Origin of the sequence: Pseudomonas sp. WJP1 (assembly GCF_028471945.1) — a bacterium.
Lineage (GTDB): Bacteria > Pseudomonadota > Gammaproteobacteria > Pseudomonadales > Pseudomonadaceae > Aquipseudomonas.
Genome location: NZ_CP110128.1, coordinates 4,375,668 through 4,394,878, shown reverse-complemented (window position 1 = coordinate 4,394,878; position 19,211 = coordinate 4,375,668). Strand labels below are relative to the sequence as shown.

Annotated in this window: 15 protein-coding genes; 11 read left to right on the top strand and 4 right to left on the bottom strand. The window is 61.8% G+C overall.

The window, feature by feature from the left end; genetic code table 11:
• Positions 1-115: 115 nt before the first annotated feature.
• Positions 116-2,098 (top strand): methyl-accepting chemotaxis protein, encoded by a 1,983-nt coding sequence (locus tag OH720_RS19635; protein WP_272602546.1) that lies wholly within the window; start codon positions 116-118, stop codon positions 2,096-2,098.
• Positions 2,099-2,181: 83 nt separating this feature from the next.
• On the opposite strand, the gene OH720_RS19630 is transcribed toward OH720_RS19635, so the two are convergent.
• Positions 2,182-3,213 carry a LacI family DNA-binding transcriptional regulator gene (locus OH720_RS19630; RefSeq protein ID WP_272602545.1) on the bottom strand — a complete coding sequence of 344 codons (1,032 nt, stop codon included), beginning with the start codon at positions 3,211-3,213 and terminating at the stop codon, positions 2,182-2,184.
• Positions 3,214-3,403: 190 nt separating this feature from the next.
• Here OH720_RS19630 and OH720_RS19625 point away from each other — a divergent pair, with 190 nt between their 5' ends.
• From OH720_RS19625 to OH720_RS19615, 3 genes are read left to right on the top strand one after another with little or no spacing between them, the layout of a single operon-like run.
• Positions 3,404-4,570 carry a Gfo/Idh/MocA family protein gene (locus tag OH720_RS19625; protein ID WP_272602544.1) on the top strand — a complete coding sequence of 389 codons (1,167 nt, stop codon included), beginning with the start codon at positions 3,404-3,406 and terminating at the stop codon, positions 4,568-4,570.
• Positions 4,571-4,608: 38 nt separating this feature from the next.
• Positions 4,609-5,661: a sugar phosphate isomerase/epimerase family protein gene (locus OH720_RS19620; RefSeq protein ID WP_272606492.1), complete on the top strand. Its 1,053-nt coding sequence runs from the start codon at positions 4,609-4,611 to the stop codon at positions 5,659-5,661.
• A 43-nt stretch (positions 5,662-5,704) separates the two neighbouring features.
• The gene (locus tag OH720_RS19615; RefSeq protein WP_272602543.1) at positions 5,705-6,937 is read left to right on the top strand and encodes a nucleoside permease; all 1,233 of its coding nucleotides are present in this window, start codon (positions 5,705-5,707) and stop codon (positions 6,935-6,937) included.
• An 85-nt stretch (positions 6,938-7,022) separates the two neighbouring features.
• Here the strand turns inward: OH720_RS19615 and OH720_RS19610 are convergent, their stop codons facing one another.
• The gene (locus OH720_RS19610) at positions 7,023-7,580 is read right to left on the bottom strand and encodes a TetR/AcrR family transcriptional regulator (protein ID WP_272602542.1); all 558 of its coding nucleotides are present in this window, start codon (positions 7,578-7,580) and stop codon (positions 7,023-7,025) included.
• A gap of 242 nt (positions 7,581-7,822) precedes the next feature.
• Here OH720_RS19610 and mexE point away from each other — a divergent pair, with 242 nt between their 5' ends.
• From mexE to wrbA, 6 genes are all read left to right on the top strand, one after another.
• The gene (gene mexE / locus OH720_RS19605) at positions 7,823-9,082 is read left to right on the top strand and encodes a multidrug efflux RND transporter periplasmic adaptor subunit MexE (RefSeq protein WP_272602541.1); all 1,260 of its coding nucleotides are present in this window, start codon (positions 7,823-7,825) and stop codon (positions 9,080-9,082) included.
• A gap of 12 nt (positions 9,083-9,094) precedes the next feature.
• Entirely contained in the window at positions 9,095-12,274 is a 3,180-nt protein-coding gene (locus OH720_RS19600; protein ID WP_272602540.1) for an efflux RND transporter permease subunit, read from the top strand.
• The gene (locus tag OH720_RS19595) at positions 12,271-13,689 is read left to right on the top strand and encodes an efflux transporter outer membrane subunit (RefSeq protein ID WP_272602539.1); all 1,419 of its coding nucleotides are present in this window, start codon (positions 12,271-12,273) and stop codon (positions 13,687-13,689) included. Before OH720_RS19600 ends, OH720_RS19595 begins: the two co-directional genes overlap by 4 nt.
• A gap of 183 nt (positions 13,690-13,872) precedes the next feature.
• A complete protein-coding gene (locus OH720_RS19590) occupies positions 13,873-14,556 on the top strand; it encodes a nitroreductase (RefSeq protein ID WP_272602538.1) in 684 nt (227 codons plus the stop codon).
• A gap of 154 nt (positions 14,557-14,710) precedes the next feature.
• Positions 14,711-15,589 (top strand): ring-cleaving dioxygenase, encoded by an 879-nt coding sequence (locus OH720_RS19585; protein WP_442967205.1) that lies wholly within the window; start codon positions 14,711-14,713, stop codon positions 15,587-15,589.
• Between the two features lie 77 nt (positions 15,590-15,666).
• On the top strand, positions 15,667-16,296 hold the full coding sequence (wrbA, locus tag OH720_RS19580) for an NAD(P)H:quinone oxidoreductase (RefSeq protein ID WP_008062778.1): 630 nt from the start codon (positions 15,667-15,669) through the stop codon (positions 16,294-16,296).
• Positions 16,297-16,310: 14 nt separating this feature from the next.
• On the opposite strand, the gene OH720_RS19575 is transcribed toward wrbA, so the two are convergent.
• Complete coding sequence (locus tag OH720_RS19575) at positions 16,311-16,913, bottom strand: glutathione S-transferase family protein (RefSeq protein WP_272602536.1); 603 nt, start codon at positions 16,911-16,913, stop codon at positions 16,311-16,313.
• A 193-nt stretch (positions 16,914-17,106) separates the two neighbouring features.
• Positions 17,107-18,000 carry a tryptophan 2,3-dioxygenase gene (locus tag OH720_RS19570; RefSeq protein ID WP_272602535.1) on the bottom strand — a complete coding sequence of 298 codons (894 nt, stop codon included), beginning with the start codon at positions 17,998-18,000 and terminating at the stop codon, positions 17,107-17,109.
• A 196-nt stretch (positions 18,001-18,196) separates the two neighbouring features.
• Between OH720_RS19570 and OH720_RS19565 the strand changes: the two genes are divergently transcribed.
• Complete coding sequence (locus OH720_RS19565) at positions 18,197-19,108, top strand: LysR substrate-binding domain-containing protein (protein ID WP_272602534.1); 912 nt, start codon at positions 18,197-18,199, stop codon at positions 19,106-19,108.
• Positions 19,109-19,211: the final 103 nt, after the last annotated feature.

Below are 19,211 nucleotides of genomic sequence, written 5' to 3'. Positions count from 1 at the left end.
TGCATCAGGCATGTTCGCCTCGATATAGTGGCTAAATAATATCAACTATGAATAATCCGCCAGCACTGCCGTGGCACGCTGTGCTGGCTGACGTATCGCTCATTCGAGAATGCTCATGCCTAATCGCTCCCTGCACTTCAAGCTGTTCTGGACCGCGTTGATCGGCACCGTCGTCGTCATGGCGCTGCTCCTGGGTTCCATCGCCTATATCGCCTATGGCTCCTCCGTCAAGGAAACCGCCGCCCTGGTCGAAACCATCGTCAAGGCCAATGCCAAGGAAGTGGAAGTCGAACTCGGTGCCGGTTTTACCGTGGCCGAGTCGCTGGCCAGCGTCGCCACGGCGATGCAGCAGCAACAGGTCGATCGCAAGACCGCCGATGCCCTGACCCGGCAACTGTTCGAAGCCAACCCCAGGCTGGCGGGGCTCGGCCAGTATTGGGAAGCCAATGCCTTCGATGGCAAGGACAGTGAGTTTGCCAACCAGCCACACCACGACGCCACGGGCCGTTACCTGACCTACTGGAACCGTGCCGGTGGCACGATCAAAGCCGAGGCGTTGAGCGGTTACGTCCCGGAAAACGCCGACAACCAGTATTACTACCGACCGCTGCACACACGTCAGCCCTGGGCTTCCGAACCCTTTGCCTACAGCAGTGGCAGCGGGCAATCGGTGATGATGGTGTCGATCATGGTGCCGCTGTTGCAGGGCGGCAAAGCGCTGGGTGTGGCCGGGGTGGACATTCCACTGGAAAGCATCAACCGCCAGCTCTCGACCATCGATGCCTTCAAGGGCTATGGCGCCCTGGTTTCCAGCGACGGCCTGTATGCCAGCCATCCCGACGCCAAGCGCCTGAGCCAGCCGGCTGACGAGTTGCCGAGCGCTGCCAAGGAAGCGATCAAGGCGGGCCGCTCCTACAGTTTCCAGCGCGATGGCTGGGGCTATGTGTTGCAACCGGTGCGTATCGGCAAGGCGCCGAACAACTGGGCGTTGATGGTCGCCTATCCGCTGGCCGAAGCCATGGCCAGCATCAACCACTTCCTCTACACCGCTGTGGTCATCGGCCTGGTGGCGTTGCTGGTGCTGGCCATTGTGCTGTGGCATTTGCTGGCGTGGCAGATTCGTCCGTTATCCGGCCTGACGGTCGGCATCCAGGCCTGGGGCGGCGAGCTGGGCCTGCGTTTCCAGCAGCGCAGCGGCGATGAAACCGGCAAGCTGGCGGGGGCGTTCAACCAGTTCATCCAGCGCCTGGGCGACCTGGTGGGTTCGATCCGCCAGAGCAGCACCACCTTGATGCAGATTTCCAATCACCTGGGCGACACCACCCAGGCCGTCGCCGAACGGGCGACCTCGCAACACACCGCTACCGAGGAGATGGCCAGCGGCGTCACGGCGTTGGCACACTCGGTGACCGAGATGTCCCAGCAAGCCGAAGACGTGGAGCAACTGGCGCGCAACACCGAAGTACTGACCACCAATATTTCCGGGGAGATGAGCCAGACCCTGGCCGGCATCACCCACATCGACCAGACCATGGACGTGGTGGCCGGCGCGGTGGGCGACCTGGAAAAACGCTCGCAACAGATCGCCGGGATCATCGCGGTGATTCGCAGCATCGCCGACCAGACCAACCTGCTGGCCCTGAACGCCGCGATTGAAGCGGCGCGGGCCGGGGAGCAGGGGCGTGGGTTCGCCGTGGTGGCGGACGAGGTGCGGCAGCTGGCGGAACGTACCAGCCGTTCGACCGGTGAAATCGGCGAGATGATCGGCGCCATCGGTTCGGATGTGCGCAACACCGTGGCCAATGTGCAACAGGTCGGCGAAGCGGTACGCCAGGGCGTGGTGCAACTGACCACCTCGGCCCAGGGCGTCGACCAGATCCGCCAGCATGCCCAGGACATTCTCACGCGCATCAGCGAAGTGGCGCGCCAGACCCAAAGCCAGGCGGCGACGGGCGAGCAACTGTCGGTGGCGATCCAGGGCGTCAGCCGGATCTCCGAGCAGAACGACCACGCGATCCGCAGCCTGCTCGAACAGTCGGTGCAACTGCGCGATCAGGCCGGGTCCCTGAGCCAGCAACTGACGCAGTTCAGGGATTGATACAGCGGCTGCACTTGTAACCTGTAGGAGCGAGCCTGCTCGCGATGGACGCCCGGACAACGCGGTCATTCAGACAGCACGCGTTATCGTTGACGTCCATCGCGAGCATGCTCGCTCCTACGGGGGGCTGCCGTGCTGCTGCGCAGTGTCAGCTCGAACGGCAACACCACATGTCGCTGCAGTAGCGGTTTCTTTTCGATCAGCGCAATCAACATCTCGACAGCTTTCTGGCCAAAGACTTCGGCGGGTTGCGCGATGGTCGTCAGCGGCGGGTCGCAGTACGCTGCAAAGGGAATGTCGTCAAAACCCACCAGGGAAATGTCCTCGGGCACCCGCAGCCCCTGTTGCTTGATGCGTTTCAACGCGCCGATGGCCATTTCATCGTTTTCGCAGAACAGTGCAGTGGCGCGTTCGGGCAGGGCCAGCATGGCGGCTGCGCCGTCGTCACCGGCCTTCAGACTGAAATCACCGTGACAGATCAGCGCCGGGTCGCAATCAATCCCGGCCGCAAGCAAGGCATCCTGATAACCGGCCACGCGATCGCGGGTCAACGGGCTGCTTTTCGGGCCCTTGATCAGGCCGATCCGGCGGTGGCCCAGTTCGATCAGGTGTTCGGTCATGGCCTTGGCGGCCGCGCGATTGTCCAGGCTGATGGTTGGATGACGGCCGCCTTGAATCACCTCGCAGGCGTTAACGATGGGCGGCAACTCGGCGTTGGGGAAGGGCGCTTCGAAGGGGTCGTAGGCGCGCAATTGAATCACGCCGTCGGCCTGATGGTTGTACACCAGTTCGGCGAATTCCCGTTCGATCTCCTCGCGGCCCTGGGTGTCGCACAGCAGCAGGCGATAGTTGGCCGCCTGGGCCGCCTGTTGGGCGCCGCTGATGACTCGGGCGAAAAAAGTGTTGGCGATGGCCGGCACCAGAATCACCAGGTTGCCGGTGCGCCGGGAGCGAAACTGCACCGCCATCAGGTTCGGCCTGTAGCCGGCCTTTTCCACGGCCGCGTTGACCTTGTCCCGCGTTTCGGGCAGCACACGCTCAGGCGATTTCAGGGTTCTGGACACCGTGGCCACCGAGACGCCGGCCAGCCTGGCTACTTCACGGATATTGGACAAAATCACCTCGTTATCGAACCGCGCGGCCGGCGAGCTTAACGCAGTTGGCCATGGGCCGGAATGTTCATCGATTTTAATCCCGGGTTTGACAGGCCTCAAAACTGAGCCTAAATTTCCGCCACGATGTAACCGGTTACATCGTGGCCCGGATTCAAGTCTGAAAACCCCGCTTCAAACAGAGAAAATTGCGATGAACACTGCAGTGCCAAAAATAAGAATGGGATTTGTCGGGGGCGGCGAGGGCGCATTCATCGCTCAAGCCCACCGTCAGGCCGCCGGGCTCGATGGCCGTTTTGAACTGGTGTGCGGCGCTTTCAGCCGTGACACCCAGAACAATCGGAACACCGGCGCGGCGCTGGGCTTGCCGGCCTCGCGCTGTTACAGCGACTGGCAGCAGATGATCGACGCCGAGCGTGCATTGCCCGCCGAGCAGCGCATGGAGCTGCTGGTGATCGTCACGCCCAACCACTTGCACGCCCCGGTTGCCAGCCAGGCGCTGAGCGCGGGTTTTCATGTGTTCAGCGAAAAACCGGCGGCACTGAACCTGGCCGAATTGCTCGCGCTCAAGGACGTGGTCGAGCGCAGCAACCGCTTGTACGGCCTGGCCCACACCTACCTGGGTTATCCGATGGTCTGGCAGGCGCGCGACATGGTGCGCAACGGCGTGATCGGTGCGGTGCGCAAGGTCATTGTCGAGTATCCCCAGGGCTGGCTCAGCCAGGATGTGGCCGGGCAGGGCAACAAGCAGGCGCAATGGCGTGACCGACCCGAGCAGTCCGGTCTGGGCGGCTGCATCGGTGACATTGGTACCCACGCCTTTTCCCTGGCCGAGTTTGTCGCCGATCAGCCGATCCAGCAGCTGTGCGCGATGTTGGGCGTGCACATCGCGGGCCGTCAGCTGGACGATGACGCCTCGATGCTGTTCAAGATGGCTGGGGGCGCCAGCGGCGTACTGATCGCCAGCCAGGTCTGCGCAGGCGAGGAAAACCCGCTGAAGATCCGCGTCTATGGCGACAAGGGGGGGCTGGAATGGCGGCAGGAAGAACCCGCGAGCCTGATCCACCGCGCCCTCGATCAACCCATGCGCGTCTTGCGTTCCGGCGTCGGCCAGCCCTGGCTGTGCCAGGCCGCCAGCCAGCGCATGCGCTTGCCGGCCGGGCATCCCGAAGGCTACCTCGAGGCCATGGCCAATCTCTACGGCGATCTTGCCTGTGCCATCCGCGGCGAGGCTGCGGGGCACGATGCTCCCGGGGTACCCGGGATCGACATCGGCCTGCGCGGCATGGCGTTCATCGAAACCGTGATCGCCAACCACCGTGGCGATGCCAAGTGGACCGAACTGGTCTGCACCCCATGACTCTGGAGACTGCCGTGACTGACACTGCCCCAATCGGCATGCGTGGCCCTGGGATATTCCTCGCGCAATTCATGTCCACCGAAGCGCCCTTCGATACCTTGGCCAACATCGCCCGGTGGGCGGCATCCCAGGGTTACAAGGCCATTCAATTGCCGACGCTGGGCACACAATTCATTGACCTTGCGCGCGCCGCCGAAGACCAGGGCTACTGCGACGAATTACAGGCGGTGTGCGCCCAGGCAGGCGTCGAAATCAGCGAGCTATCGACGCATCTGCAAGGCCAGCTGGTAGCGGTGCATCCGGCGTTCGACGCGCTGTTCGATGACTTCGCGCCGGCACATTTGCGCGGCCAGCCCCAGGCACGTACCGATTGGGCCATCGAGCAATTGAAGCTGGCGGCACGCGCCAGTCAGCGCTTGGGCCTGAAAGCCCACGCGACCTTTTCCGGCGCGCTGCTCTGGCCCTACGTCTATCCTTGGCCACAGCGGCCGAGTGGCCTGGTCGAGCAAGGTTTTGCCGAATTGGCCAAGCGCTGGTTGCCGATCCTGGACTGTTTCGAAGCGGCCGGCGTCGACCTGTGCTACGAGATTCACCCCGGCGAAGACCTGCACGACGGCGCTTCATTCGAGCGCTTCCTGGAGGCGGTCGATCACCATCCCCGCGCGGCGATCCTGTATGACCCGAGCCATCTGCTGCTGCAGCAAATGGATTACCTGGGCTTCATCGATCGCTACCACGAGCGCATCCGCATGTTCCACGTCAAGGACGCCGAGTTCCGGCCCGATGCCCGTTCCGGTGTCTACGGCGGTTATCAGGGCTGGGTCGAGCGGCCGGGGCGTTTCCGCTCACTGGGCGATGGCCAGATCGACTTCAAGTCGATCTTCAGCAAGCTGAGCCAATACGATTTTGCCGGGTGGGCGGTGCTGGAGTGGGAATGTTGCCTGAAGGACTCCGCGCAGGGCGCCGCAGAAGGGGCGGCGTTCATCGAGCGACACATGATCAGCAAGACCCGCAAGGCGTTCGACGATTTCGCCAGTGTGTCCTCCGACGCGACGTTCAATCGACGACTGTTGGGGCTGCCTGACGCCTGAACATTTTCTCTCGCACAAAAACAACAATAAGACGGTGACAGTCATGACCACGATGAATGCGCGGTTAAGCGCAATGATGTTCCTGCAGTTCTTTATCTGGGGTGGCTGGTTCGTCACCCTCGGGACCTTTCTCGCCAGTAACCTGGGCGCCACTGGCGTGCAGATCGGCATGGCGTTCTCGACCCAGTCATGGGGGGCGATCATCGCGCCGTTCGTGATCGGTTTGATCGCCGACCGCTTCTTCAATGCCGAGCGCATTCTTGCAGTGTTGCACCTGGCGGGCGCGGTGTTGCTGTATCAACTTTATCGGGCACCGGACTTCAGCACCTTCTATCCGTACGTGCTGGCCTACATGATGATCTACATGCCGACCCTGGCCCTGGTCAATTCCGTCGCCTTCCGCCAGATGAGCGACCCGGCGCTGGAGTTTTCGCGCATCCGCGTGTGGGGCACCCTCGGCTGGATCGTCGCCGGCGTGGTGATCAGCTTTGTGTTTGCCTGGGACTCACAAACGGCGATTTCGTCAGGCGGGTTGCGCAACACCTTCCTGATGTCGGCGCTTGCGTCACTGCTGCTGGGCCTCTACAGCTTCACCCTGCCGCGCACCGCCCCCCTCAAGGGCGAATCGGGCGGCGGCCTCAAGCAGATGCTCGGGCTTGATGCCCTGGGTTTGCTCAAGGATCGCAGCTATCTGGTGTTCTTCATCGCCTCCATCCTGATCTGCATTCCGCTGGCGTTCTATTACCAGAATGCCAACCCGTTCCTGGCCGAGATCGGCGTGACAAACCCCACGGCGAAAATGGCCATCGGGCAGGTTTCCGAAGTCCTGTTCATGCTGCTTCTGCCGCTGTTCATCCAGCGCTTCGGGATCAAGATTGCGCTGCTGGTGGGGATGCTGGCCTGGGCGTTGCGCTACCTGTTGTTCGCTTATGGCAACAACGGCGACCTGGCTTTCATGCTGTTCACCGGTATCGCCTTGCACGGCATCTGCTATGACTTCTTCTTCGTCAGCGGCCAGATCTACACCGACGCCAAGGCTTCGCAACGCTTCAGGAGTTCCGCCCAGGGCTTGATTACCCTGGCGACCTACGGCCTGGGCATGCTGATCGGTTTCTGGGTGGCGGGGCAGGTGACCGACCACTACGCCGCGACGGCGGGTAGCCATGACTGGAAAAACATCTGGCTGTTCCCGGCCGGGTTTGCCCTGGCGATCTTTTTCTGTTTTTCCCTGGCGTTCAAGGGACGGCAGGCGGTGGCGGTGCAAACTACGGTCTGAACCTTGCTTGCGATGGTGGTCCGGACAACGCGTCTATACAGGCAGCGCGCGTTATCGTTGACGTCCATCGCGAGCAGGCTCGCTCCTACAAGGAGGGCTGCCAGGTGTTGATCACCGACGTCAGGAACTGCTGGGACAACGCCGGTTTATCCACCGCCCGGGCGATCAGCATGGCGCCGGCGATTGATGCAATGACCTGCAACGCCTGCTGATGTTTTTCCTCCTGGCTTTCGCCTTCCACCAGTGGCATCAGTATTTCGATCAAGCGCTCGATGCCCTGGGTGAAGGACTGGCTGACCGTGCCGCCGGTACGCGCGACGTCGGTCGCCAGCGCGGGAATCGGGCAGCCCTCGGTCCAGTTGTCCAGGTGCTTCTGGGTCAGGTAACCCTTGACCAGTTCAGGAATCGATTTGGCGGTTTGCCAGGTTTGTATGTTGGTTTCGAACGTCCTGCTGACGGCCTCGCAGGCCAGCTGTTCCTTGCCGCCCGGAAACTGCCCGTAAAACCCGCCGTGGGTCAGCCCGACCGAGCGGGACAGTTCGCCGATGCCGATGCCGTCGAGACCTTTCTCGCGGTACAGCCGGGAGGCGGCCGCAAGGATCGCTTCTTTGTTGGCCGCAGCCTTGTCTTTCGTCACTTTCATGAGGTGCTCCTGTGGCCAGCGTGCATGGCCCTTGGCAGGTCGTCGCTGAGAGGGTAGTAATTATGATAGTCATCATATATTGTTGGCGCAAATGTGTGAGCAGGGTAAATCCCTTTTTTTTGCCTTTATACATGATGACTATCATCAATAGTGATACCCAAGTTCATTGCGTTCGATTCGTCGCGGCCGCGCGCGAAGCCGAGACTGCGCAAAAAAACCATAACCGTCAGGCGGACACCTCCATGGAACAATCACTCAAACCACTGCGTTACCCACTTGCCGCCCTGGCACTCACGATGCTTGCCGCTTGCGATCGTGCGCCGGTCGCCGCCAATGCTCCGGGGGCGCCGCGCGTCACGGTCGCCAAGGTCATCGAGCAGCCCATCACCGAATGGGATGAAGTGACCGCACGGCTGGAGGCACCGGAAACCGTCGAGGTCCGTCCACGGGTATCAGGGCAGATCGAACGGGTGGCCTTCATCGACGGTGCGCTGGTGAAGAAGGGTGATCTGCTGTTCCAGATCGATCCGCGGCCATTCGAACATGAAGTGCATCGCCTCGAAGCGCAGTTGCAACAGGCCCGCGCCACTCTGGTTCGTACCGGCAATGAAGCGCAGCGTGGTCAGCGGTTGCTCGGCAGCAACGCGATTTCCGCGGAGTTGGCCGACACTCGCAATACCACCGCCCAGGAAGCCCGGGCCGGTGTCGATGCGATGCAGGCGCAGCTCGATCTTGCCCGTCTGAACCTGAGCTTCACCCGCGTGACCGCACCGATCAGCGGCCGTGTCAGCCGCGCTGAAATCACCGCCGGCAACCTCGTCACCGCCGAAACCAGCGCAATGACCCGCGTGGTTTCCACCGACAGGGTGTACGCCTACTTCGACGCCGACGAACGCCTGTTCCTCAAGTACGGCCAGCTTTCCCGCCAGGGTCAGCGTGGCCAGGCCACGCCGGTGTACATGGGCCTGTCGGACGAGGAGGGCAACAGTCACCTGGGGCAGATGGATTTCGTCGACAACCAGGTCAATCCCAAGACCGGCACCATCCGCGGTCGCGCGGTGTTCGACAACGCCGCCGGCCAATACACCCCGGGTTTGTACGCCCGGCTGAAACTGGTGGGCAGCGCCGCCTATGCCGGCCTGCTGATCAAGGACGAGGCGGTGGGTACCGACCTGGGTAAGAAATTCGTGCTGGTGATCGATCAGGACAACAAGGTCGTGTACCGCAACGTCGACCTGGGGCCCAAGCTTGAAGGCCTGCGCATCGTGCGCAGCGGCTTGCACAAAGACGATCGCATCGTCATCAACGGCCTGCAGCGGGTCCGTCCCGGCGCCGTGGTCGCCCCGCAGGACGCACCCATGGCCGACCCGGAAACGGTCGCGACCCTGACCCGCCAACGCCAGGCCATCGAGGCGGGCAATCAACCTGCAAGCCCATCCTCCACCTCCGTCAAATCACCGGCCCTGGTGAAGACGGATGCGGCGCCCAGCCCTCGCGGATAAGGAAGCATCGACATGAAATTCTCCCAGTTCTTCATCACGCGGCCGATCTTCGCTGCGGTGCTGTCGCTGTTGATCCTGATTGCCGGCGCCATCTCGCTGTTCCAGCTGCCGATCAGCGAATACCCCGAAGTGGTGCCGCCCACCGTGGTGGTTCACGCCAACTACCCGGGGGCCAACCCCAAGGTCATCGGCGAAACCGTGGCGGCCCCGTTGGAGCAGGCGATCACCGGCGTCGAGAACATGCTGTACATGTCTTCTCAGTCGACGGCGGACGGGCGCTTGACCCTCACCGTGACCTTCGCCCTGGGCACCGACCTGGACAACGCCCAGGTCCAGGTGCAGAACCGCGTGACCCGCACCGAGCCGAAATTGCCCGAAGAAGTGACGCGCATCGGCATCACCGTGGACAAGGCCTCGCCGGAGTTGACCCTGCTGGTGCACCTGGTGTCGCCGGACAAACGCTACGACATGCTGTACCTGTCCAACTACGCGATCCTCAACGTCAAGGATGAACTGTCGCGTTTGAACGGCATCGGCGACGTGAAGATGTTCGGTATCGGCGACTACTCCCTGCGTATCTGGCTCGATCCGGATAAAACCGCCTCGCGCAACCTGACCGCCACCGATGTGGTCAACGCGGTGCGCGAACAGAACCGTCAGGTCGCCGCCGGGCAACTGGGTTCGCCACCTGCACCGAATGCCACTAGCTTCCAGATGTCGATCAACTCCCAGGGGCGGCTGGTCACTGAAGAAGAGTTCGAGAACGTGATCATCCGCAGTGGCCCGGATGGCGAAATCACTCGCTTGAAGGACATTGCCCGCATCGAACTGGGTTCTAACCAATACGCCTTGCGCGCCTTGCTCAACAACCAGGAAGCGGTGGCCATGCCGATCTTCCAGCGCCCCGGTTCCAACGCGATCGACGTCTCCGACCAGGTGCGGGCGAAGATGGCCGAACTGAAGAAGAGCTTCCCGGAAGGCATGGACTACGAGATCGTCTACGACCCGACCATTTTCGTGCGCAGCTCGATTGAAGCGGTGGTGCACACGCTGTTCGAAGCACTGATATTGGTGGTGCTGGTGGTGATCCTGTTCCTGCAAACCTGGCGCGCCTCGATCATTCCACTGGTGGCGGTGCCGGTGTCGTTGATCGGTACGTTTGCGGTGATGCATTTGCTCGGCTTCTCGCTCAACGCGCTGTCGTTGTTCGGGCTGGTCTTGGCGATCGGTATCGTGGTCGATGATGCGATCGTGGTGGTGGAGAACGTCGAACGGAACATTGAATCCGGGCTGGAGCCGGTCGAAGCCACCAAGAAAGCCATGGGCGAGGTGACCGGCCCCATCATCGCCACCGCGCTGGTGCTGTGCGCGGTGTTTGTGCCGGCCGCTTTCATTTCCGGCCTGACAGGGCAGTTCTATAAACAGTTCGCGCTGACCATCGCCATCTCGACGGTGATCTCGGCGTTCAACTCCCTGACCCTGTCGCCAGCGCTGGCCGCTGTGCTACTCAAGTCTCACGGCGCACCGAAAGACCGCTTCTCCAAAGTGCTGGATCGCCTGTTGGGCGGCTGGCTGTTCAAACCCTTCAACCGCTTTTTCGACAAGGCCAGCCATGGCTACGTGATTGCCGTGGCCAAGGTCATCCGTGGCAGCAGCGTCGCCTTGCTTGTCTATGCCGGCCTGATCGCCATGACCTACATGGGCTTCAGCACCACGCCGACCGGCTTCGTGCCGACCCAGGACAAGAAGTACCTGGTGACCTTCGCGCAACTGCCGGATGCCGCCAGCCTGGATCGCACCGAATCGGTGATCCGGCGCATGAGCACCATCGCCATGAACGAACCGGGCTTCGACAGCGCCGTGGCGTTCCCGGGCCTGTCGATCAACGGCTTCACCAACAGCCCCAACGCCGGCATCGCCTTCATCGGCCTGAGCCCGTTCGACGAACGCAAGGACCCGAGCCTGTCGGCCAAGGCGATTTCCGCCTCGCTCAACGGCAAGTTCGGTGAGATCCAGGACGCCTACATCGCCGTGTTCCCGCCACCACCGGTGCAAGGCCTGGGCACCATCGGCGGCTTCCGCCTGCAGATCGAAGACCGCGGCAACCTGGGGTATGACGAGCTGTACAAAGAGACGATGAACATCATCGCCAAGAGCCGCAGCGTTCCGCAGCTGGCCAACCTGTTCACCAGCTATACGGTCAACGTGCCGCAAGTCGAAGCCGCCATCGACCGGGACAAGGCCAAGACCCATGGCGTGAAAATCAACGACATCTTCGACACCTTGCAGGTGTACCTGGGCTCGCTGTACGCCAACGACTTCAACCGTTTCGGCCGCACCTACCAGGTCAACGTGCAGGCCGAGCAACAGTTCCGCCAGGAACCGGAGCAGATCGGCCAGTTGAAGGTGCGCAACGATCGCGGCGAAATGATCCCGCTGGCGACCTTCGTCAAGGTCAGCCCGACCTCGGGCCCCGACCGGGTCTCGCACTACAACGGCTTCCTCACCGCGGAAATCAATGGCAGCGCAGCCCCCGGCTACAGTTCCGGCCAGGCCCAGGCCGCGATTGAAAAACTGCTCAGGGAGGAACTGCCCAATGGCATGACCTACGAGTGGACCGACCTGACCTACCAACAGATCCTGTCCGGCAACACGGCGTTGCTGGTGTTCCCGCTCTGCGTGCTGCTGGCGTTCCTGGTGCTGGCGGCGTTGTACGAAAGCTGGAGCCTGCCGTTGGCGGTGATCCTGATCGTGCCGATGACCCTGTTGTCGGCGATTGCCGGGGTGATCATCTCCAGGGGCGACAACAACATCTTCACCCAGATCGGCCTGATCGTGCTGGTGGGCCTGGCGTGCAAGAACGCGATCCTGATCGTCGAGTTCGCCAAGGACAAGCAGGAGCAGGGCCTGTCGCCGCTGGACGCCGTGCTCGACGCTTGCCGGATGCGTTTGCGGCCGATCCTGATGACCTCGTTCGCGTTCATCATGGGCGTGGTGCCGCTGGTGACGTCCAGCGGTGCCGGTTCGGAAATGCGCCGGGCCATGGGTGTCGCGGTGTTCTCCGGGATGCTAGGGGTGACCTTCTTCGGCCTGCTGCTGACACCGGTGTTCTTTGTGCTGATTCGCCGTTACATCGAACGCAAGCAAGCTAAAAAGCAAGCACGTGCGCTGATTCTGGAGGTGCAACCATGAATGCTCTCAAGCTTTTTCTACCCAGCCTTCTGGTGAGTGCGCTGGCCGCCTGCACCGTAGGTCCGGACTACAAGACCCCGGCTACGCCGCCGGCCAACAGCATTTATGCCAAGGCCGCGAACTACGATCAGACGCGCTTCGAGACGGTGTGGTGGCAGCAGTTCGACGACCCCACACTGAACCAACTGGTGAGCAAATCCCTGGAGGGCAACCGCGACCTGCGCGTGGCTTTTGCCCGCTGGAAAGCGGCGCGAGCGATTCGCGACGACATTAGCAACGACAACCTGCCGGTGGTCACCAGTCGCATCAGCAGCGTGCAAGGCAAATCACAAATACCGGGCCTGACTGAAAGCCGGGTCAATACTGAGCGCTACGACCTGGGCCTGGACATGGCCTGGGAAATCGATCTGTTCGGGCGCATTCAGCGTGCGCTGGAGTCGAGTGATGCCCGGGAAGACGCGGCTGCGGCAGATCTGTATCAACTGCGGGTAACGATGATCGCTGAACTGGTCGACGCTTACGGGCAACTGCGCGGCGCGCAACTGCGGGAAAAAATCGCCCTGGCCAACCTGAAAAACCAAAACGATTCACGCAGCGTCACCGTCAGCCTGCGCGATGCCGGCGTCGGCAACGAACTCGATGTGGTGCGTGCCGACGCGCGCCTGGCCGCAGTGGAGGCGAGTGTGCCGCAACTGCAGGCGGAACAGGTCCGGCAGAAAAATCGCATCGCCACCTTGCTCGGTGAACGCCCGGACCAGCTGAGCGTGTCATTGAGCCCGGCGGAGCTGCCGGCCATCGCCAAGGCGCTGCCGATCGGCGATCCCGGCGAGTTGTTGCAGCGTCGTCCCGATGTGTTGGCGGCCGAGCGCAGGCTGGCATCGGCGACCGCGGATGTCGGCGTGGCGACCGCCGACCTGTTTCCCCGGGTCAGCCTGGGCGGCTTCCTTGGCTTCACCGCCGGGCGCGGTTCGCAAATCGGTTCCAGTGCCGCCCGGGCCTGGAGCCTGGGCCCGAGCATCACCTGGGCCGCCTTTGATCTGGGCAGCGTGCGCGCGCGCATCCGCGGCGCCAACGCCGACGCCGAAGGCGCCCTGGCCACCTACGAACAGCAGGTGTTGCTGGCACTGGAAGAATCGGAGAACGCCTTCAGCGACTATGGCAAACGCCAACAGCGGCTGCTGTCGTTGATCAAGCAGAGCGAATCAAGTCGCGCGGCGGCCAGCCTGGCGGCGATCCAGTACAAGGAAGGCTCTGTCGATTACCTGGTGTTGCTCGATGCCGAGCGCGAACGCTTGAATGCAGAGGATGCACAGGCACAGGGTGAGGTCGACCAGTACCGGGGGATTGTCGCCATCTACAAGGCGCTGGGAGGAGGGTGGGACAGTACCGGCAACAAGGTGGCCGTCATGAACTGATGCCAGAACTCACGGCAAGTGCCTGATCGTTCACGAATCCGCAACCCTGCGTTCAAACGCAGCGCCTTCTATGCCTGGCGCAACGCTCTTATGCTCTGTCACACCCCAGGCAGTCAGCAACAGTAACCAGACGCCATCAACGGGAACCGCTGAGACTCCATTCCAATAATAAGGAGACCGAAAATGCCGAGTGGCCTGTTCATTGATGATCTGATTCGCGAGCGTAGTGCCAAGCGTGGTTTTCTCGATCGACCGGTGTCGATGGACATGGTGAAGGACATTTTGTCGGCGGCAAAACATGCGCCGAGCTCGAGTAACAGCCAGCCGTGGCGTTGCTATGTCATAACCGGTCAGTCCCGCGAGCGCATTACCAAAGCCGCGGTGGAGGCGTATCGCGCTTCACCGGAAGGCCAGACTCCGGAATACCCGTTTTTTCCGACTCAGCTGCATGATCCCTACAAGTCCCGCTTCAATACCTTTCGCGGCCAATTGGGTGATGCCCAGGGCTGCTGTCGTAGCGACAAGGAGGGACGGCGGCGTGATGTCGAGCGTCAGTTCCGTTTTTTCGATGCGCCGGTCGGCATCATTTTCACCATGGATCGGCGTCTGGAATGGGCCAGTTTCCTTTGTTATGGCTGCTTCCTGCAGAACGTGATGCTGGCCGCCAAGGGGCGCGGGCTCGATACCTGCCCCCAGCAGATCTGGTCGCTGCAGCACCCGCTGTTGCGCACCGAACTCAATCTTCCCGATGACCAGATGATCGTCGCCGGCATGTCACTGGGCTGGGCCGACAACAGCCTGGCGGAAAACCGCATGAGCGTCGCCAAGCTGGAACTCGAAGAGTTCACCACGTTCCTCGACGAATAACTTCCGACCCAACCCTGGTAAATGCCCACGGCGCCGACAGGCGTTGCGGCACCTGCTCGTCCAAACGAAACTGGAGAATCGAATGTCAGCCATTAAAGGTTTCCACCACCTGACTGCCGGCGTTGCCGGTGCGCAAGAGGACGTTGATTTCTATGTGAAGCTGCTGGGACAGAGCCTGATCAAGAAGACGGTACTGCTTGACGGTGACGAACCGATTTATCACCTGTACTACGGCAACGCCCAAGGGGATGCCGGCACGCTGGTCACCTCGTTCCCGTTCCGCCAACGGGGTGTCAAAGCCCGTCCGGGATCCGGCCAGATCCGGGTGATCAACTACTCCGTACCCAAGCACTCCCTGGACTTCTGGCGAGCGCGGTTCAAAGCCTTCGGCGTGCCGTTCGACGAGGAAACGGTCACGCGTTTCGGTGAGACCCGCCAACGGTTCCTGCATCCGTGCGGCATCGAATTCGACCTGGTCGCCTCCGACCGGGACAACCGTCCTGCGTGCGTCGCCGATGACATCCCCGAAGCGTTCGCCATCCGTGGGGTACACAGCATCACCCTGTCACTGCGCGAGGTCGCCGAGTCGATCATCTTCATGAAAGACGCGCTCGAGTTCCGTTACGCCGGGCAGCATGGCCCCTATCACCGTTTTGAAACCGCCAGCGGCGCGCCTGGCACCGTCGTCGAGTTCCAGCATGAGCCCGACCGCCTGCAAGGTTCGTCCATCTACGGGGAGGGCACGATCCACCATGTGGCCTTCGCGGTGGACAACGTCGAACAGCAGATGGCGCTCAAGGACAAACTGATGTCGATGGGGCATATCGATACTTCCGAATCGGTGAACCGCAACTACTTCCGTTCGATGTATTTCAAGATGCCTGGCGGTGTGATGTTCGAAGCGGCGACCACCGATATCGGTTTTACCATCGATGAGGCGGCGGACGAATTGGGCGCCGAATTCCAGACGCCGTCCTGGTTGAGCGAACGCAAGGACGAACTGCTCAGCCGGCTCGAGCCGATCGCCATCTGACCCGGCGCACTGCACCCCTTAGCCAGCGACTTCATCGTGGGGTCGCTGTTCACTGTTGCTCATCCATAGGTTCCATCATGTCAAAACCAAAAGTCCTGATCGTGTTCTATTCGCGCACCCGTTCCACCGAAATCCTCGCCAACGCCATTGCTGAAGGCGCGTTGGCACAAGGCGCCGAGGTGCGTCTGCGCCGGGCCCGGGAGCTGGTCGGCAGCGAAGTCATGCTGCAAGTTCCGGGTTGGTTCGACAGCGCGCAAACCATGAACGCAAAGTACGAGAAACCCACCGAGGCCGATGCGGAGTGGGCCGACGCGATCATTTTCGGGACGCCAACCCGGTTTGGTTCGATCGCTTCGGAGCTCAAGGCCTACATCGACAGCCTCGGCGGCCTGTGGTTTGCCGGCAAGCTCAACGGCAAGGCGGGTTCGGTGTTTGGCTCGACCTCCTCGAAGCACGGCGGCAACGAATCGACCTTGCTGTCGATCTACGCGCCGATGGCTCACCTGGGGCTGATTATCGTGCCGCTTGGATATGCCGACCCTTCGATGTTCAAGGCCGGTACGCCGTATGGCGCGACCCATGTGTCGGTGCTCGACACCTTGATGCCCGATGAAGAGCATTTGGCCGTCGCCCGGTACCAGGGGCGCAGAGTCGCGTCGGTGGCCCGGTCATTGCGCTGTGTGCAAGCAGTCAGCGAAGTGGCCTGATCCGGGCCCGCCGTTCAACCGTTCGGCAATAATTCGACCCACCCTGGCTGGCTTTTGACTTGCGCGATCCATCGTCCAATGGCGGGGAAACGCTGCATGTCGAAGCCGCCGACACTCGCCAGTGAAACGTAGATCGAGACCCCCAGGTCGGCCACGGTGTAATCGTCGCCGACCAGCCAGCTGTGAGTGGTGAGCCAGTGTTCGAGTTTTTCCAGCGCCAGGTAACCCTCGCCATGCAATTGCTCGATCTGCGGGGCCATTTGCCCGGCCAGACCTTTCAAATGGTAGACGCGGCACTGCGCCAGTGGTTTTTGCAGATCGCCTTGTTCAAACGACAGCCAACCAACTATTTGCGCGCGCAGCCAGGGATCGTCTGGCAGGTAGCGACTGCCTTGCGCCAGGTACAGCAGGATAGCGCCGGATTCGACAATGGACCGGCCATCATCGAGTTGCAGTGCGGGGACTCGGGAGAAGCGGCTGATCTGCTGGAATTCGGGGGTTTGCGCATCGCCTTTGGCCAGGTCCAGGGTGATCCGCTCGTAAGGCTGGCCCAGCTGATTGAGCAGAATGCGTACCTTCCAGCAATTGCCCGACATTCGGCTGTCATAGAGTCGCATGATGTCCGCTCCAGTGAGAAATGGGGTCGAGGTGTGGCCGCAATGAAGTGCGGCCCCGGACCTGGAACGGCTTGTATCCTACCTGATTTGCTCGATACGCAAAGGCGCTGCTAAACCTGTGGGAGCGAGCCTGCTCGCGATGGCGATCTCAATGCCGCCATCACGGGCAAGCCATGCTCATGAAGAAAATATCTCAGTTCTTATGCTTGGCCATATGCGGGCAGCCCGACGGTGGGTTGCCGATGAAGGTCCGCGCCGACCACAACTCCGGGAACGGGATTTCGTCCAGGGTGGGCACCAGCCAGGCGACGCCTTCGGTGCCGAAATAGGCTGGGCGGGCGCCGAAAGTTCGGCGGGTGGCCATCAGGTGGCGGTACTTCCAGTCGCTGAAGCCTTCGGCGATGTCGGCGAGGGTTTCGCCGATCTGCTGCAACTGGAGGTTGATGTCCGGGCCTGCGTAGATGTCGCGCCAGAGCTGCTCGACGGCCGGGCTCGGGACGTAGGGCGCACTCAGGTCGCGTTCGAGCACTGCCTTGGGCACCGCCATGCCGATGCGGCTGAAATAGGCCAGCAGGTCGTCGTAGAGGCTCGGTTCAACCAGGGCCTGCTGCAACTGTGCCAGGCGCTCAGGCTGCACAGTGAAGTGTTCAAGGTGTTCGGCCTGCTTGATTCCCAGCAGATAAACCATATGCCGATAGGTCCAGCCCTGCAGCGCGGTGTCCTTGCCGTAGGTCGCCGCGGCACGGGACAGGATCGCCATCAGGTCGTTCGGTGTCATCCAGTCGATCGAGCGCCAATTGGCCGCCAGCACCTCTTGATGGGCGACTACGCGCAGGAGCGTGCGCCAGGCCAGGCCAAGGTTGTTTGCCCGCAGCTGGCGTTGCGCCGTTTGCAGTTCCTTGACGATGAGCATCCAGTAGAGCTCGGACACTTGCACATGGGCGATCCAGGCGTGTTCGCCAGGGTGGTCGCTGACCGGATTCTGCAGCGAGTGCAGCACGTCGGTCTGCATCCAGGCGCTGTAGGGGGTTTGACCGGCGGGTGTGCCGGTTGGTTCGAGGCTCGCGGGTTCGCTAGGACTGTTCATTATTGTTTTCCTGATGGAGTTCTGGCTTGCAGGCCAACGGCTGAAAAGCAGGAAAAGTCTAGGTTGGGCGGCCGGGCCTGGGAAGTTGGCCGGGCTGTACGATAAGTCCCGCAATGGCGAACGATCTTCGCGGTGGATTAGCGCTGGAAAACTGCCAGAATAACCGCCATTGCGTGATTGCAAAGGCAGGGCCCGGATGCTGGATCTGAAAGATGTCTTTTACTTCGTTCAAGTGGTCGATCGCGGTGGCTTCACCGCCGCCGGCAACAGTCTGCGACTGCCCAAATCGACCCTGAGCCATCGGGTCCAGGAACTGGAAACCTATCTGGGGGTTCGGCTGCTCAACCGCACGTCGCGCCAGTTCGGCATGACCGATATCGGCATCGAGTTCTACCAATACGCCATCGCCATGCTCAACAGTGCGGACGTGGCCGAGGAGGCGGTGCGGCAACGACTGTCTGAACCCAGCGGTGTGGTGCGCATCACTACGGCGGTGGAAATCGCCCAGTTCGCCTTGCGCGACCTGCTGCCGATTTTCCTCACGCGTTACCCTAAAGTGCAGATTGTGGAAATTTCCACCGACCGCCTGGTGGACATTGTCGGCGAAGGTTTTGACCTGGCGATCAGGGGGCACATCAGCCCGTTGCAGGATTCTTCCCTGGTTCAACGCGCGATTGCCAGCGTGCCGTGGTTCCTGTTCGCCGGGGCGCAATACCTGGAAAAAGCCGGCACACCGGCCACCCCGGAGGAGCTGGCGCAACATGCGTCGATTTCCATTGTGCGAGGAGGGCCGGTGCAGTGGCAGTTGCGGGGCCCGTCCGGTCAGGAAACCACCGTGCCGCTGACGCCGAGATTCCAGAGCAACGACATGATTTCCACCAAGGAAGCCGCGTGTGCCAACCTCGGAATTGCCGCCTTGCCAGGTTACATCTGCAAGGAGGAGCTCAAGAACGGCACCTTGCGGCGGGTATTGCCGGGCTGGATGGTCGCGGATGCGCGCATGACCGCGTTGATGCCCCATCGGACCGGGCTGTTGCCTGCGGTGCGCGCGCTGCTGGATTTTCTCGCTGCCGAGATACCCAGGTTGACGACCTTCGACGAAGCGTAGCGCATCGATTTTTTGCTAGTGCGAAGCATGCCGTGAAGAACGATAACGCAGCGCAACAGAAACGCCCAGGCGTCTGGTTCACCTGTAGGAGCCAGGCTTGCCG